Origin of the sequence: Arthrobacter koreensis, assembly GCF_009193255.1 — a bacterium.
Taxonomy (GTDB): domain Bacteria; phylum Actinomycetota; class Actinomycetes; order Actinomycetales; family Micrococcaceae; genus Arthrobacter_B; species Arthrobacter_B koreensis.
In genome coordinates this window covers 591,331-604,909 of sequence record NZ_WACG01000002.1, presented here as the reverse complement: position 1 = coordinate 604,909, position 13,579 = coordinate 591,331, and the positions used below count along the sequence as shown (strand labels likewise).

Below are 13,579 nucleotides of genomic sequence, written 5' to 3'. Positions count from 1 at the left end.
TGGATGGCCGCTGAGCGAATCCCGCAGAGCCATTACTTCAGGGTAAACGAATCTATCGTCACCGGGGTTGAAGGCCTTCCGTCCCGGCCGCCGTCAGCCACGCCATCGGCGGCTATTGCCTCCAGAACTTCAAGCCCTGACGTTACCTTACCCATTATCGTGTACCCGCCGGTTTCCTGCGTTATTACGGAGTCCTTGTAGGCAATGAAGAACTGCGTGCCGTGGGAGTTGGGGGTGGCGCCGCGGGCTACGGCAATGGTGCCTGCAGGGTAGGTGCCGTCTTCCGGGCTGTTCTCAACCGGACCCCACTGGTAGTCCGGATCCCCGGCTCCGGTCCCGTCCAGGGAACCGCACTGCAGAACGCCCATGGTGTCCTGGGTGGTCAGCCGGTGGCAGTCCTTTCCGTCGAAGAAGGAGGAATCGGCCAGGGACTTGAACACGGCAGCTGCCTGCGGGGCTGCGCTGCCGTCCAGTTCCACGCCAATGTCCGCACCGTTCAGGACCAGCGTCCCGGTGAACGTCCTGCCTGCCGCGAGGGACGGGTCCGGGATGGCGGAGGCGTTCTGCCCGGCTTTGGCTTCCTGCTTGAGCGCGGCCAGGTCATCGGCCGTAGGGTTCGACGAGAACCAGAAGACCTGCAGGGCGACGGCCAGGGCCAGGACCAGCGCTCCGGCTGCCCCGGCGAACGCATTGTCCCTCAGCCGGCGTTTCCACTGTTCCCGGGCGAACGCCTCTTTGGCCTCCTTGCGGGCCAGCCGCTGGCGGGCGGTCCGGTTGCTCTGGCTGCCGGCTCTCACTGCCGTCCTCCTCGGGGGTGGGGAATGCGGATAGGTTCCGGGATCGCCTCCGGTGGCGGTCCGGAGCCCGGAAACGGCTAAAATGGGTGCCGCACACAGTTTAGGCACGTAACTTGTGTGCCTTCCCAGTATTTGGCCCGCCGCGCGCTGCACTGCGCCGTGCAGCGGGCCGCCTGATCCCAAAGGAGTCTGCCGCATGGCACGCAAGGCCTCACTGTCCGGTTTCCCTGAATGGCTACCGCAGGAGCGCCTCGTTGAACTCCATGTGCTGGACGTGCTGCGCCGCACCTTTGAACTGCACGGTTTCGCGAACATTGAAACCCGCGCGGTGGAGACCGTCGGCCAGCTGCTCCGCAAGGGAGAAATCGACAAGGAAGTCTACGCGCTGAGCCGGCTGCAGGCCGAGGAGGGGGAAGGCCCGGCAAAGCAGGATCCCAACCAGCTGGCCCTGCACTTTGACCTCACCGTCCCGTTCGCGCGCTACGTGGTGGAAAACGCCGGTCACCTGGCGTTCCCCTTCCGCCGCTACCAGATCCAGAAAGTCTGGCGCGGCGAACGCCCGCAGGAAGGCCGCGCCCGCGAGTTCACGCAGGCGGACATTGACGTGGTGGGCGACGGCGAGCTGCCGTTCCGGTATGACGTCGAGCTGGCGCTGGTCATCGCCGAAGCCCTCGGCGCGCTGCCCATCCCGGACTTCCGGATCCGGGTGAACAACCGCAAGCTGGCCGAAGGCTTCTACCGCGGAATTGGCCTCGAGGACACCGCGGGGGTGCTGCGCAGCATCGACAAGCTGGAAAAGGTTGGCGCTGACCGGGTGGCCGAGCTGCTGCAGGAAGAGCTGGGCGCCACGCCCGAGCAGGCTTCCCTGGCATTGAAGCTCGCGTCCATCCGCACCGAGGACGACTCCTTCGTTGACCAGGTCCGCGCCCTGGGCGTCACCAGCGAACTGCTGGACACCGGCCTGGAGGAACTGCGGCAGGTCATCGCCGAAGCCGCCCGCCGGGCACCGGGCAAGGTCATTGCGGACCTTTCCATTGCCCGCGGCCTGGACTATTACACCGGCACGGTCTACGAAACGGTGCTGGTGGGCCACGAACAGCTCGGCTCCATCTGCTCCGGCGGCCGTTACGACTCACTGGCGGCCAAGGGCAGCCGGTCCTTCCCCGGCGTCGGGCTCTCCATTGGCGTCACCCGCCTGGTGATGCGGATCCTCAGCCAGGAATTCGCTGAAGCCAGCCGCTCGGTTCCCACCGCCGTCCTGGTGACCCTTGCCGACGACGATTCATGGTCTGCGGCGCAGGACGTCGCCGCAGCGCTGCGCGGACGCGGCATCGCCGTCGAGGTTGCTGCGAAGGCAGAGAAGTTCGGAAAGCAGATCAAGTACGCCGACCGCCGCGGCATTCCCTTTGTCTGGTTCACCTCCGAAGACGGAACGCATGAGGTGAAGGACATCCGTTCCGGAGACCAGGTGCAGGCGGATCCGGCGGTGTGGACGCCCCCGGCAGAGGACCTTCTTCCGCAGGTCAGCGCGCGCGGCTAAATGTTGCACGGCTGAAACACGCCGTTCTCCGATAGCGGCATGCGGCTGGCCTATAGTGGCTGCATGAAAACCCCGTTGCGGATCGGCTATGCGGCCATGCTCGAGCAGTTCCACCCCAGCGAAGCGGTTGCGCTGTCTGCGTACGCGGAGGAGCGCGGCTTCTCCGGTGTCATGGCGGCAGACCACTTCCAGCCGTGGGTTCCGGCGCAGGGCCAGTCGGCCTTCGTCTGGAACGTGCTCTCGGCACTGGGGGAGCGGACCAGGGGGGACCTCGGGCCGGGTGTGACCGCTCCGACCTTCCGCTGGCATCCCGCCATGGTCGCGCAGGCCTCCGCAACCCTGGCAGCCATGTACCCGGGCCGGCACTGGCTGGGCCTGGGTTCCGGTGAGGCGCTGAACGAGCACGTCACGGCGCAGTACTGGCCAGAGGCCCCGGAGCGGATCAACCGGATGTTCGAGGCGATCGAGATCATTTCCAAGCTCTTCGCCGCGTCCCTGGCCGGCAAGGACGTCCGCCACAGCGGCACGTTCTACAAGATGGAATCCACCCGCCTGTGGACCATGCCGGAAGTTGCTCCGGAAATCCTCGTCGCCACCGCAGGGCCGGTAACCGCCAAGCGTGCCGGACGGCATGCCGACGGCCTCATCACCGTGGGCGCGCCGCTGGAGAAGATCGAGGGCCTCTTCGCGAAGTTCGACGCCGGTGCCCGCGAGGCCGGCAAGGATCCGGACACGATGCCCAAGGTCCTGCAGCTGCACATGAGCTGGGCCCCCACCTACGAGGAGGCCCTCGCCAACGCCATGACCGAATGGCCCAACGGCGGCATGAAGTTCCCCAAGGCGGATATCCGCTCGCCCTTCGAGCTGGAGCAGATGGCGCGGCTGGTCCGTCCCGAGGATTTCGAGGGCAGGCTGCTGATCTCCGAGGACCCGGACGTGCACCGCGCGTACATCCAGAAATTCCTCGACCTCGGATTCGACCGCGTGTACCTCCACAATGTGGGGCGGAACCAGCGCGAATGGATCGACGTTTTTGGCACGTCGGTGCTGCCGGAGCTGCATCGATGATACTGGACCACTTCCTGACTGAATCTTCGGACCGAATTACCGCGCCAACCACCCGGCTGGTCATCACGCCCGTAGAAGGAATCGGAGAGATTCGTTCCGGCGATGACCTGGCGGGCCTCATTGGACGGGCCTGCGGAAAGGACCTGCGCAGCGGAGACATCCTGGCGGTGACTTCAAAAGTTGTCTCCAAAGCTGAAGGCCGCACCATGCCCGCCGCCGACCGTGACGCTGCGGTTGAGCAGGAGACGGTGCGGGTGGTTGCCAGCCGCGAGCACGCCGGCGGGACCACAAGGATCGTAGAGAACCGGCTCGGCATCGTCGCAGCCGCAGCCGGCGTGGACGCATCCAACACCGAGGACGGGACGGTGCTCCTGCTCCCGGAGGACCCGGATGCCTCGGCGCGGGCCATCTGCCGCCGGCTCAAGCAGGACTTCGGCGTGGACATCGGCGTCGTTATTACGGACACGCTGGGACGCCCCTGGCGGCAGGGACAGACGGATGCCGCGATTGGCGCCGCAGGGCTGACCGTCCTGCTGGACCTGCGCGGCACCCCGGATGCCTCCGGCCGGCCGATGACCGCCACGGTGTCCGCGGTGGCCGATGAGATCGCTGCCGCTGCGGATCTGGTCAAGGGAAAGACTGCCGGACTGCCGGTTGCGCTGGTCCGCGGCCTCGAGACGCTGGTCACAGTGGGCGGCATGGACAAGGACCCGGGGGCGAAGGCTTTGCTGCGTCCCGCCGGGGAAGACATGTTCCGGCGCGGCAGCGCGGAGGCCTTTGAAGACGGGCGCCGCTCCGGGACCAAGACGGGTTACAACGCCGGCTATGACGACGGGCATGCGGCCGGCTACGAGGACGGGTACGCCGCCGGATATGCCGCAGCCGCTGCCGAAGCGCGCCGCCGGACCCGCAGCACGGGTTCCCGCTGAGGCCACGGGACTTCCGCATGGTGCTGATCCCGGCTGGGACCGCCGTGGCAGCTGCCGCCCCTACCGGGCCAGAGCAATCAGCGGCCGTCCCGTCAGCGGATGCCGCAGCAGCTCAGCCCGAACCCCGTAGACGCGCTGGATCAGCTCCGGCGTCAGGACCGACCCCGCCGGGCCGGAGGCAACGACCCTTCCGCCGCTGAGCACGATCAGGTGCGAACACGCTGCCGCTGCATGGTTGATGTCATGCAGCGCTGCGGCCACGGCCGTCCCCTCCGCAGCAAGCTTCTCCAGCAGTCCAAGGGTTTCAAGCTGGGCCGAGGCATCCAGGTGGTTGGTGGGCTCATCCAGCAGGAGCACCTCAGGTTCCTGCGCCAGCGCCCGTGCCAGCTGCACCCGCTGCTGCTCACCCCCGGAAAGCGTGGAGTAGGATCGCTCCGCTAGGCGGAGCACCCCGGCTGCCGCCAGGGAATTCTCCACGACGTCCAGGTCTCGGCGGCTGTCCCCGGCCAGCAGGCTGCGGTGCGGCGTCCGGCCAAGGGCTGCCACCTCGCGGACCCGCTGGGATGTCTCGCCCGGCAGGGACTGTTCCACCAGCGCGATGCTTCGCGCCCGTTCCCGTGCCCTGGTGCTTGAAAGTGGCCGGTCCCGCAGCCGTACCGTTCCGGCGTCGGGATTCAGGACTCCGGCCAGCACATGAAGCAGCGTGGATTTTCCTGCGCCGTTGGGGCCAAGCAGCCCGGTAAAGGTACCGGGCTCAAGGGTGCAGTCGACGCCGTCCACCAGCACACGGCCGCTGCGGACCAGCCGCACCCGCTCCGCTGAAACGCCGGCGGCTACGGCGGTGCCGGCCCTCATGCGCCGCTCCTGCGGCGGAGCAGCAGCAGGATAAAGAACGGTGCCCCAATCAGCGCCGTCACGATTCCCACCGGAATCTCCCGGGGATCAAACACAGTCCGCGCCGCGGTGTCAGCCAGGACGAGGAACAGTGCCCCGGCCAGGGCGGAGAGCGGCAACAGCGAACGGCTGGAGGCCCCGGCCAGCATCCGCACCGCGTGCGGCAGGACCAGCCCCACGAACCCGATGGATCCGCTCACGGAGACCATGGCGCCGGTCAGCAGGGCGGTGGCTCCCAGCAGCGTCCACCGCACGGCAGGGACGGGCACGCCCAGCGCGGAAGCGGCGGTGTCACCGAAGGAGAAAGCGTCCAGGATACGGCCGCAGAACATCAGCGGAATCCCGACGGCGGCGAGTGCCGGGAGGGCGATCGCGGTGCTGGACCAGGTGGCGCCGGCCAGGGACCCCATCAGCCAGCCGAGGACTTCACGGTAGGAATCGCCCTGTGCGGTCCAAAACACCACGAAAGACGCGGCGGCTGCGGCCAGGGAAGACACCGCCAGCCCCGCCAGCACGGTTCGGGTGGGCGTGATGCAGCCCAGGGCACCGGCCAAAGCGAGCGTTGCGGCCATCGCCAGCATGGCCCCGGCGAACGCCGCGACGGGAAGCACGACGGCGGCGCCCAGCAGCAGCACCGTCACCGCCCCCAAACTGGCTCCGGAGCTCAAACCCAGCAGGTAGGGGTCGGCCAGCGGATTGCGGGTCAGCGCCTGGATCACCGCGCCGCTGAGGGCCAGGCCGGCACCGACCGCCGCAGCCGTCAGCACGCGGGGCAGCCTGAGGTCCCGCACGATAGCTTCCTGCAGCGGTGTCAGGGATCCGCTGCCCGGACTAGCCAGCGCCAGCCACGCCTCCTTCACCCCCAGACCGGCAGGTCCCACCGTGAGCGCCCAGAGTCCGGCAGCCAGCAGTCCCACTGCCAGGGCGGCACCTACCAGCCAGGCGCGGGAGCGCGGAGGCCGCGCGGGACGTTCGGCGGCGGGGGCCCCGGGGCGGGCGAGGGTGTCAGTCAAGGGCGGCCAGCTGTTCGGTGAGGGAGCGTACGGTTTCCACATTGCGCACCCCTGCTTCGGAGGCGGCGAAGGGAACCACCAGGTAGTGGGCGTCCCGGACGGCCCGAAGCTGGGACATCACTGGGTGGGACTCCAGCACGGCCTTCTTCTTCTCCACACTTCCCCAGGCGGAATCGACGAGCACAATGACGTCAGGGTCCGCCTCGGCAACGGCCTCCCAGGAGTAGGGTGTCCATCCCGCATCGATCCCGGATGCTATGTTCTCCAGCCCGGCGGATTCCATCAGCAGGGCGGGGGCACCGCTGCCGGCCCCCACATAGGGGGTGTCGGACCCGGAGCTGTACCAGAGGGCGCTGTACCCCTTGCCGGACGGGGAGAGCGCCTCGAGCTCGGCCCGCTGTGCCTCCACCAGTTCCGCTGCCGCGCCGGCTGCCCCGAACAGTTCCCCGGCTTCTTCGATGGAGGCAAAAACGTCGTCGAACGTCAGCGGGCTGGGCCGGTACCCATCTTCCATACAGGCGGCCGGTGATACGTAGCTCGCCACGCCCAGGTCTGCGAGCTGCGCACGTTCGCCCGCCCCGTCGGCGGAGAAGTTCGATTCCCAGCCGGCGAAGACCAGGTCCGGAGCGAGCGCCAGGATCGACTCCCGGGAGGGCACCTTTTCGGCCAGGACCGGCGGAACCGGCGAACCGGTCCAGGCATCGGGCACCGGGCCGTCAGAGAAGGCGGTGCCAACAATCTTTTCGCCCAAACCCAGGGCCAGGAGCAACTCGGTGGAGGTGGACTTGATGGTCACCACGCGCTCCGGGGGAGCGTCCAGCGAGACTTCGGTGCCGCAGTTGTCCAGCTCCAGCGGGAATCCTGGATCCGCGGTATTGGAGGCCGTGGCCTCGGGGCTTTGGGCTTGGGCGGGGTCCTGGGACGCGCCGGCGCAGCCGGTCAGGGCCAGGACGGTGAGGGCGGCAACCGCGGCCGGGCGCAGGAAACCGGATGAAACAGGGAACGGGGGAGTCATAGAACCTCGCAGGGAGAAGTGATCCGGGCGGTGGTTCCGCGGACTGCCGTGCCCGCGGAAAAGGTGCGGCTGGGCCCAAATCAAGGCCTGCTGATCCCCGGCCAATCGGGCCGGTAAACGGTTGCCGCCTGCCGGGCAGAAAGCGCACCGGCGGCGATTTCTACACTCTTGCAGAACTCGCCTTCGTAGCCAAGGATGTCGGGCACGGAGAACGGAGCTGTACCGCAGCTTTAATGCCTCCGAAACGCAGGAGAAATGTTTAGCCCAAAAGATGATGAAAAGCCCATGCGGCCTTTTTGCGAAACGGGCGGCTTGGCCGCCGGATTGTGGAGGATGTTTTGACGATCGTTCGAACCGCACTGACGCAGACCACCTGGACCGGGGACGAGGAGTCCATGGTTGCCAAGCATGAGGACTTTGTCCGCCGCGCTGCAGCGGAAGGCGCGCAGGTTATCTGTTTCCAGGAACTCTTCCACGGGCCGTATTTCGGAATTGTCCAGGACAGCAAGTACTACGAGTACGCCCAGGCTGTTCCGGGTCCGCTGACTGAACGGTTTTCCAAACTGGCCGCAGAGCACAACATGGTGATTATCCTTCCCGTCTACGAGGAAGAGCAGCCCGGCGTCTACTACAACACGGCTGCGGTAATCGACGCTGACGGAACGTATCTGGGCAAATACCGGAAGAACCACATTCCCCATGTGGAGAAGTTCTGGGAGAAGTTCTATTTCCGTCCGGGAAACCTCGGCTGGCCGGTCTTCGACACGGCAGTGGGCAAAGTCGGCGTCACCATCTGTTATGACAGGCATTTTCCCGAAGGCTGGCGGGTCCTGGGCCTGAACGGTGCCCAGCTGGTCTTCAACCCGAACGCCTCCAAGCCCGGACTCTCCAATCGCCTCTGGGAACTTGAGCAGCCCACCGCCGCGGCTGCCAACGGCTACTTCGTGGTGGTCCCCAACCGGGTAGGGGAGGAAACCAATGAATTCGGCGAGGAAGCAGTGGATTTCTACGGCACCTCCTACATCGCTGATCCGCAGGGCAACTACGTGGGTGAGGTCGGAGCCCGTGACGGCGAAGAGCTGATGATCCGTGACCTGGACATGGACCTTGTCCGCACCGCACGGAACAACTGGCAGTTCTACCGGGACCGGCGTCCGGACGCCTACAACCCCATCACGGCACCGTAAGCCCGGAGAACGAAGAGGAAGGCAAGGAAACGCTTTATGGCAACAACACTGATCTCCGGTGGCACCGTCGTCACCGCCACCGGCCGCAGCGCTGCGGATGTCCTGGTGGACGGAGAGAAAATCGCGGCGGTCCTGGCACCGGGCTCCACCCTGCTGGGGCACGACCTGGCCGGCTCGGTGGACACCGTCCTGGACGCCACCGGCAAATACGTGATTCCAGGCGGGATCGACGCTCACACTCACATGCAAATGCCCTTCGGCGGCACCGAAGCCTCAGACACGTTCGAGACCGGCACCCGGGCAGCGGCCTGGGGCGGAACCACCACCATCGTGGACTTCGCGATCCAGCGGTACGGCGAACGCGTGATGGACGGCCTCGCGGCCTGGCACGAGAAGGCCGCCGGACAGTGCGCCGTCGACTACGGCTTCCACCAGATCATCGGCGACGTCAATGATGACTCGCTCAAGGCGATGGAAGCCTTGCCGGACGAAGGTGTGTCCAGCTACAAGCTCTTCATGGCCTACCCCGGTGTCTTCTACAGCGATGACGCGCAGATCTACAAGGCCATGCGCGTCGGAGCCGAGACCGGGCTGATGACCATGATGCACGCAGAGAACGGTCCGGCCATTGACGCGATGGTTGCCGACCTCCTGGCCCAGGGCAAAACCGATCCCTACTACCACGGCGTTGCACGCGCCTGGCAGATGGAGGAGGAAGCCACGCACCGGGCCATCATGCTCGCCAACCTCACCGGCGCCCCGCTCTACGTGGTCCACGTGTCAGCCAAGCAGGCGGTGGAGCAGCTGGCGGCGGCCCGGGACAACGGACAGAACGTCTTCGGCGAAACGTGTCCGCAGTACCTTTACCTCTCGCTGGAGGACCAGCTTGGTGCCGAAGGGTTTGAAGGCGCCAAATGGGTCTGCTCCACACCCCTGCGGTCCAAGCATGAGCACCACCAGGACCACATGTGGCAGTCGCTGCGCACCAATGACATCCAGATGGTGGCCACGGACCACTGTCCCTTCTGTATGAAGGGCCAGAAGGACATGGGCGTTGGGGACTTCTCCAAGATCCCCAACGGCATCGGTTCGGTGGAGCACCGGATGGACCTGATGTACCAGGGAGTCGTGGACGGGAAGATCAGCCTTGAACGCTGGGTGGAAATCACCAGCACGACTCCGGCACGCATGTTCGGCATGTACGGCACCAAGGGTGTGATCGCCCCCGGAGCTGATGCCGACGTCGTGATCTACGACCCGAACGGCCACACCTCCATTGGGGTGGAAAAGACCCACCACATGAACATGGACTACTCGGCCTGGGAGGGCTATGAGATCGAGGGCCATGTGGACACGGTGATGTCCCGCGGCCGGGTGGTCGTCAACAACAACGAGTATCTGGGCAGCAAGGGCCACGGACAGTACGTCCGCCGCGCAACCAGCCAGTACCTGGTCTAGGGGAAAACATGGAATTTGGAGCTGTTCTGCAGTGTGATCCTCCCGCCCAGCGGACGGTGGCACTGGCAAAGAAAGCCGAGGAACACGGGTTCGACTACGTCTGGACCTTCGACTCGCACCTGCTCTGGCAGGAACCCTACGTGATCTACAGCCAGATACTGGCCGAAACCCGGTCCATCAAGGTGGGGCCCATGGTCACGAATCCGGCCACCCGGGACTGGACGGTGACGGCGTCCACGTACGCCACGCTGAACCAGATGTACGGGAATCGGACGGTGTGCGGGATCGGCCGCGGAGACTCAGCGGTGCGGGTGACCAACGGTGCGCCCACCACGCTAAAAACCCTTCGCCAGGCGATCCACGTGATCCGCGAACTGGCGAACTCCCGCCCGGTCGAATACAACGGCGCTACGCTCCAGTTTCCCTGGAGCAAGGGGTCCGAGCTGGAAATCTGGGTGGCGGCCTACGGGCCGCTGGCGCTGAAACTCACCGGAGAGGTGGGGGACGGGTTCATCCTCCAGCTGGCGGACGTGGACATTGCCGAATGGATGATCCGCACCGTCCGGCAGGCAGCGGTCAACGCCGGCCGGGACCCGGACAGCATCTCCTTCTGCGTGGCAGCGCCCATGTACATCGGCACGGACCGGGAGCACATGCGCAACCAGTGCCGCTGGTTCGGCGGCATGGTGGGCAACCACGTGGCGGACATCGTGTCCAAATACGGTTCGGATTCCTCCGTTCCGCAGGCGCTGACCGACTACATTGCCGGACGCCAGGGCTACGACTACAACGAGCACGGCCGGGCCGGAAACACCCACGCCGACTTTGTGCCGGACGACATCGTGGACCGGTTCTGCATCCTGGGCACCGCCGAAGAGCACATGGAAAAGCTCGAGAAACTCAAGGCCCTGGGCGTCACCCAGTTCGCCGGATACCTCCAGCATGACAACAAGGAGGAAACCTTGCGCGTCTACGGGGAGACGGTGATTCCCGCCCTGCGGGACCACGTGGCTGCGAAGGCATGAAAACCGAATCACGACGGCGGCGGCGCCCTTCCGCGGTCGCGTGGGGGATCGGCGGGGTGCTGCTGCCGGTCCTTCTCTGGGAGGCGTACAAGGCTGTTGGCCCTGCGTCCGGGGTCAGCGTCGGCGGCGTGCCGCTGCTGCCCCGGACCACGGACCTGGCCATGCCGCATGTCTGGACCATGCTCGAGCGGCTGCTGGCACCGGAATCCTCCGCCTCGGGCGCCGGACCCATGTGGCTGGCGGTCCTTCAGGCAGCCGGCTTCACGCTGGGCATCGCGGGGGCCGGCTGGCTACTCGGCGTCGCCGTGGGGCTGGGACTGGCCATGCTGATGCAGCGCTTCCGCAGCGCCAACTCGGCGCTGCTGCCCTGGATCATCCTGAGCCAGACGGTGCCGCTGATCGCCATTGCTCCGTTGGTACGGCGGTGGGGCTCGCAGCTCGAATTCGGTCCGTTCATCTGGGAGAACTGGATGTCCGTGGCCGTCATCTCCGCATACCTGGCGTTCTTTCCGGTGGCGATTGGTGCCCTGCGCGGCTTCGGTGCGCCGGAGAAGGCGCATGAGGACCTCATGCGCACCTACGCCCTCGGGTGGTGGCAGACGTTCCTGCGGCTTCGCCTGCCGGCGAGCGTGCCCTACCTGCTGCCCGCCTTGCGCCTTGCTGCCGCGAACGCGGTGATTGGCGCGGTGGTGGCGGAGGTTTCCATTGGCCTCCGAGGCGGCATTGGCCGCATGATCGTCGAATTCGCCGCCGCCGCGGGAGGTGATCCGGGCAAGCCCTGGGCACCAATCTTCGGAGCCGTGCTGCTGGGCCTGGCCGCGGTGGGATTCGTTGCTTTGATCGGCGCACTGCTGCGCCGTTACCGCAGAGGAGAGCAGGCAGCATGAATGGCAGAACCGATTCACTAACGACGCCGGAGGGCGGGGGAGCGGTTCCTGTCCCCGCGGTCCACGTGGCCGGCGTCCACCGCGTCTTTGGTTCCCCGCGCAGCCCGGTCCAGGCCCTGCGGGACGTCAGCCTGAGCATCGCGGAGGGGGAGTTCGTTTCCCTGATCGGACCCTCAGGCTGCGGCAAGAGCACCCTGATGCGCCTGGTGGCGGACCTTGATTCGCCCACAACCGGAAGCATCAGCGTTTTTGGCAAAAGCACACGTCAGGCACGGCTGGACCAGGACTACGGCATTGCGTTCCAGCAGGCAGGGCTGCTGCCCTGGCGAACCGTGCGCGGCAACATCGAGCTGCCGCTGCAAACCCACGGCGCCGCTCCTGCGGCCCGACGGGCGCGGACCGATGACCTGCTGGACATGGTGGGACTCTCCGAGTTCGGCGGGCACTACCCGGACCAGCTCTCCGGCGGCATGCAGCAGCGGGTGGCCATCGCCAGGTCCCTGGCCGAGTCCCCGAAGCTGCTGCTGATGGATGAGCCGTTCGGAGCGCTGGATGAGATGACTCGGGAGAGGATGCAGAACGAACTGATCCGCATCTGTGCCGAGACGGGCTGTGCCGTCGTGTTCGTTACGCACTCAATCCCGGAGGCCGTGTTCCTTTCCGACCGGGTGGTGGTGATGTCGCCGCGGCCGGGCGAGATCCGAGAGATCGTGGACATTACTCTTGGTACGGCCGGCGCCCGCGGTGCGGGACTGCGCGAGGAAACTTCTTTCTACGACGCGATCCGTTCAGTGCGCGAGGCCCTGCACGGGTCTGAGCCGGCGGCGGTCCGGGGAGCAGAAACCCGATGAGCGGGATCGTCCAGGACCCGCCCGCCGCGCCTGCAGCGGGAGTGCCGCCGGAAACCCGCGGAGCAGCCGGAATCGATCCGGGACGGTTCTCCGGACTCGGCCACCACATCGCCGCTCCGCTGCTGCTCGGGGCCGCAGCGCTGATCCTCTGGCAGGGCGTCGTCTGGGTGCTGGAAATCGAGCCATTCATCGTCCCGGGGCCGCTGGCGATCGTGGAATCCTTCGCCGACAACGTCGCGAACGTCATGGGCGCCGCCGTCGTCACCGGGGTGAACGCCGCCGTCGGGCTGGTGCTTGGAGCCGTGCTGGGGGTTGCTGCCGCTGTGGCGGCCGCAGCCGTCCCGGCCCTGGACCGGCTCGCCGCACCGGTGGTAGTGGCACTCTCCGTCATTCCGATCGTGGCGCTGGCTCCGGTGCTCTACACCATGTTTGGCGCGGACCAGCAGGCTACCCGGCAGGTCGTGGCCGGCATCGCCGTCTTCATCCCCGTCTACGTCAATTCGCTGCGCGGTTTCCGGCAGGTAAAGCCCGTGCACCGGGACCTGATGCGTTCCTACGCCGCAGGGAAATGGCAGATTACCCGCAGCGTCACCCTGCCCAGCGCCGTGCCGTACATGTTCACGGGCCTGCGGATCGCGTCCTCGCTGGCCGTCGTGTCGGCGCTGATTGCCGAGTACTTCGGCGGGCCGGTAGGCGGCCTTGGCAAGTCGGTGACCTCTGCGGCGTCGAGCAGTAATTACACGCTGGCCTGGGCCTACGTGCTGGGCGCCGTCCTGCTGGGGCTGCTGTTCTACGCGGTGACCGCAGCCCTGGAGAAGTACTTCTCCAGGCACACCGGCGGCTCCTGAATCCGGCGCCGTGCCTTAGATGTTCCACCCGCACCACTTCGTCCGCACCAACCGCCCGTATGAGGGG

13 protein-coding genes are annotated in these 13,579 nt (G+C 66.6%); 9 read left to right on the top strand and 4 right to left on the bottom strand.

From position 1 onward, the window contains the following. Window positions 1-32: 32 nt before the first annotated feature. Window positions 33-797, bottom strand: a complete 765-nt coding sequence (locus tag GD628_RS09720) for a peptidylprolyl isomerase (protein ID WP_152274557.1) — start codon at window positions 795-797, stop codon at window positions 33-35. A gap of 196 nt (window positions 798-993) precedes the next feature. Between GD628_RS09720 and hisS the strand changes: the two genes are divergently transcribed. The 3 genes from hisS (at window position 994) to GD628_RS09705 (ending at window position 4,334) form a co-directional block, all read left to right on the top strand. Next, entirely contained in the window at window positions 994-2,337 is a 1,344-nt protein-coding gene (gene hisS, locus GD628_RS09715; RefSeq protein WP_152274556.1) for a histidine--tRNA ligase, read from the top strand. A gap of 63 nt (window positions 2,338-2,400) precedes the next feature. Further along, complete coding sequence (locus GD628_RS09710) at window positions 2,401-3,405, top strand: TIGR03557 family F420-dependent LLM class oxidoreductase (protein ID WP_152274555.1); 1,005 nt, start codon at window positions 2,401-2,403, stop codon at window positions 3,403-3,405. Beyond that, complete coding sequence (locus tag GD628_RS09705; protein WP_152274618.1) at window positions 3,402-4,334, top strand: coenzyme F420-0:L-glutamate ligase; 933 nt, start codon at window positions 3,402-3,404, stop codon at window positions 4,332-4,334. The genes GD628_RS09710 and GD628_RS09705 overlap by 4 nt, the downstream gene beginning before the upstream one ends. Window positions 4,335-4,394: 60 nt before the next feature. Here GD628_RS09705 and GD628_RS09700 read toward each other — a convergent pair whose 3' ends face one another. Genes GD628_RS09700 through GD628_RS09690 form a run of 3 tightly spaced genes read right to left on the bottom strand, consistent with a single transcriptional unit; the run spans window position 4,395 to window position 7,256 of the window. Further along, window positions 4,395-5,189: an ABC transporter ATP-binding protein gene (locus GD628_RS09700; protein WP_091604461.1), complete on the bottom strand. Its 795-nt coding sequence runs from the start codon at window positions 5,187-5,189 to the stop codon at window positions 4,395-4,397. Next, window positions 5,186-6,241, bottom strand: a complete 1,056-nt coding sequence (locus GD628_RS09695; RefSeq protein ID WP_425546169.1) for a putative F420-0 ABC transporter permease subunit — start codon at window positions 6,239-6,241, stop codon at window positions 5,186-5,188. The genes GD628_RS09700 and GD628_RS09695 overlap by 4 nt, the downstream gene beginning before the upstream one ends. Continuing rightward, window positions 6,234-7,256 carry a putative F420-0 ABC transporter substrate-binding protein gene (locus GD628_RS09690; protein WP_152274554.1) on the bottom strand — a complete coding sequence of 341 codons (1,023 nt, stop codon included), beginning with the start codon at window positions 7,254-7,256 and terminating at the stop codon, window positions 6,234-6,236. Before GD628_RS09690 ends, GD628_RS09695 begins: the two co-directional genes overlap by 8 nt. Before the next feature lie 338 nt (window positions 7,257-7,594). Between GD628_RS09690 and GD628_RS09685 the strand changes: the two genes are divergently transcribed. From GD628_RS09685 to GD628_RS09660, 6 genes are read left to right on the top strand one after another with little or no spacing between them, the layout of a single operon-like run. Continuing rightward, window positions 7,595-8,443 (top strand): nitrilase-related carbon-nitrogen hydrolase, encoded by an 849-nt coding sequence (locus GD628_RS09685; RefSeq protein ID WP_091604470.1) that lies wholly within the window; start codon window positions 7,595-7,597, stop codon window positions 8,441-8,443. 36 nt (window positions 8,444-8,479) lie between these two features. Beyond that, on the top strand, window positions 8,480-9,901 hold the full coding sequence (gene hydA / locus GD628_RS09680) for a dihydropyrimidinase (RefSeq protein ID WP_152274553.1): 1,422 nt from the start codon (window positions 8,480-8,482) through the stop codon (window positions 9,899-9,901). An 8-nt stretch (window positions 9,902-9,909) separates the two neighbouring features. Beyond that, window positions 9,910-10,926, top strand: coding sequence for a TIGR03842 family LLM class F420-dependent oxidoreductase (locus tag GD628_RS09675; RefSeq protein WP_152274552.1), 1,017 nt, complete (start codon window positions 9,910-9,912; stop codon window positions 10,924-10,926). After that, window positions 10,923-11,813 (top strand): ABC transporter permease, encoded by an 891-nt coding sequence (locus GD628_RS09670; RefSeq protein WP_152274551.1) that lies wholly within the window; start codon window positions 10,923-10,925, stop codon window positions 11,811-11,813. The genes GD628_RS09675 and GD628_RS09670 overlap by 4 nt, the downstream gene beginning before the upstream one ends. After that, window positions 11,810-12,664 carry an ABC transporter ATP-binding protein gene (locus GD628_RS09665; RefSeq protein WP_152274550.1) on the top strand — a complete coding sequence of 285 codons (855 nt, stop codon included), beginning with the start codon at window positions 11,810-11,812 and terminating at the stop codon, window positions 12,662-12,664. The genes GD628_RS09670 and GD628_RS09665 overlap by 4 nt, the downstream gene beginning before the upstream one ends. Beyond that, window positions 12,661-13,512 (top strand): ABC transporter permease, encoded by an 852-nt coding sequence (locus GD628_RS09660; protein WP_152274549.1) that lies wholly within the window; start codon window positions 12,661-12,663, stop codon window positions 13,510-13,512. Before GD628_RS09665 ends, GD628_RS09660 begins: the two co-directional genes overlap by 4 nt. Window positions 13,513-13,579 lie beyond the last annotated feature (67 nt).